Here is a 1,242-nt window from a genome sequence, read left to right as displayed (position 1 = left end):
CTGGTCCCCAAGGAACTGAATTTCGTCTGGCTGGGTGGCGAACTGACGGACGGTGCCCGCGCCAACCTCCGGACATGGGCGGCCAAGGCAGAAGAAGCACAGTGGAAGCTGACGATCTGGACGGACGAGGGCGGCCAGCGCAACAACAAGGAGTTCCTCAAGCACCTGGTGGATTCCGGCACCGTTCATCAAGGCCGGGTCGAGGACCTGTTCAAAAAGGACAAGACCTCCGGCGGGGAGAAGCTGCCCGCCAAGGTGTCCAAGCTGTATCAGGCCGCGCGTAAGGAGAACAGCTTTGCGATGGCCTCCGACATCGCCAGGTACGCCCTCCTCCACAAGCACGGCGGGGTGTATCTGGATGTGGACCTGGGCCCGGGAGAGGTGGTGCTGCGTCCCGAGGGCGTGACGATGCCCAAGGGCGACGACACCCTGCCGATGTTCGGTCCCATGCTTCGCGATCCCAAGAGCGTACGGAGACTGCTCGGACTCGAAGAGAACGCACCCGTGACCGCGGACCATATCCACCAGGCCGCCGAAGTCGCTTACGGGGAAGGGCGCTTCGGGAACCAGTTCATCGTCACGCACCCCCGAAGCCGCTTCATGAAGCAGGTTCTGGACAATCTGCCGGACATCAACAACAAGGACGCCTACGCCAGGGGTGTCCTTGAGCTGGCCATAAAGTCGAAGAACGTGGGCGCCAGTACCGGTCCGATATTCCTCCTGCGGCAGTTCAACGAGCACATCAAGTCCCTCGACACCACGCAGGCGCCGAACATCCGGTTCGGGCCGCCCGCCGAGTTCCGTGTCCGGGCAGCCGAGTGGGCGGACTGGACGCGTCTGGACTGGCTGACCGACGAGAGCGAGAACCAGGAAGCCCCCCAGAGCACGTCCGCGCCCGCCCGGAGCAAAACGCTGGCCAAGCGCCTCGGCGACACCGTCAGGACAATCAAGGGCTCAATACGGTGGGGCAGCGGCAGGTCCGGTTCGGACACAGCACTGCTACCGAACAACGGGACACTGCTGAGCGGCCTCGACCCCGCACCGCAACGGCTGGAACAAGGCAACGGGACACCGAAGGACGAACTCGTCGGCAGAGACGGCCGGAAGATCTCCTTCGAGCAGGCACGCCAGAACCTTCGCACGATCCGGGACGCCACGGGCGAGGTCATCGGATACGCCTCGCACAGCGACCGGGACTGGGCCCCACGCAACGACTTCTACACGAAGTACCGCGCCGACGAG

At 64.3% G+C, this 1,242-nt stretch carries 1 protein-coding gene; it reads left to right on the top strand.

Going from position 1 to position 1,242, the window contains the following annotated elements; translation table 11 throughout:
- On the top strand, positions 1–1,242 hold a 1,242-nt coding region (locus ACIPEK_RS46715; protein ID WP_402009158.1), incomplete at both ends, for a glycosyltransferase.

The sequence above is a fragment of the Streptomyces sp. NPDC088246 genome, assembly GCF_044741025.1.
GTDB lineage: Bacteria > Actinomycetota > Actinomycetes > Streptomycetales > Streptomycetaceae > Streptomyces.
This window is presented reverse-complemented; position numbering and strand designations above follow the sequence as displayed.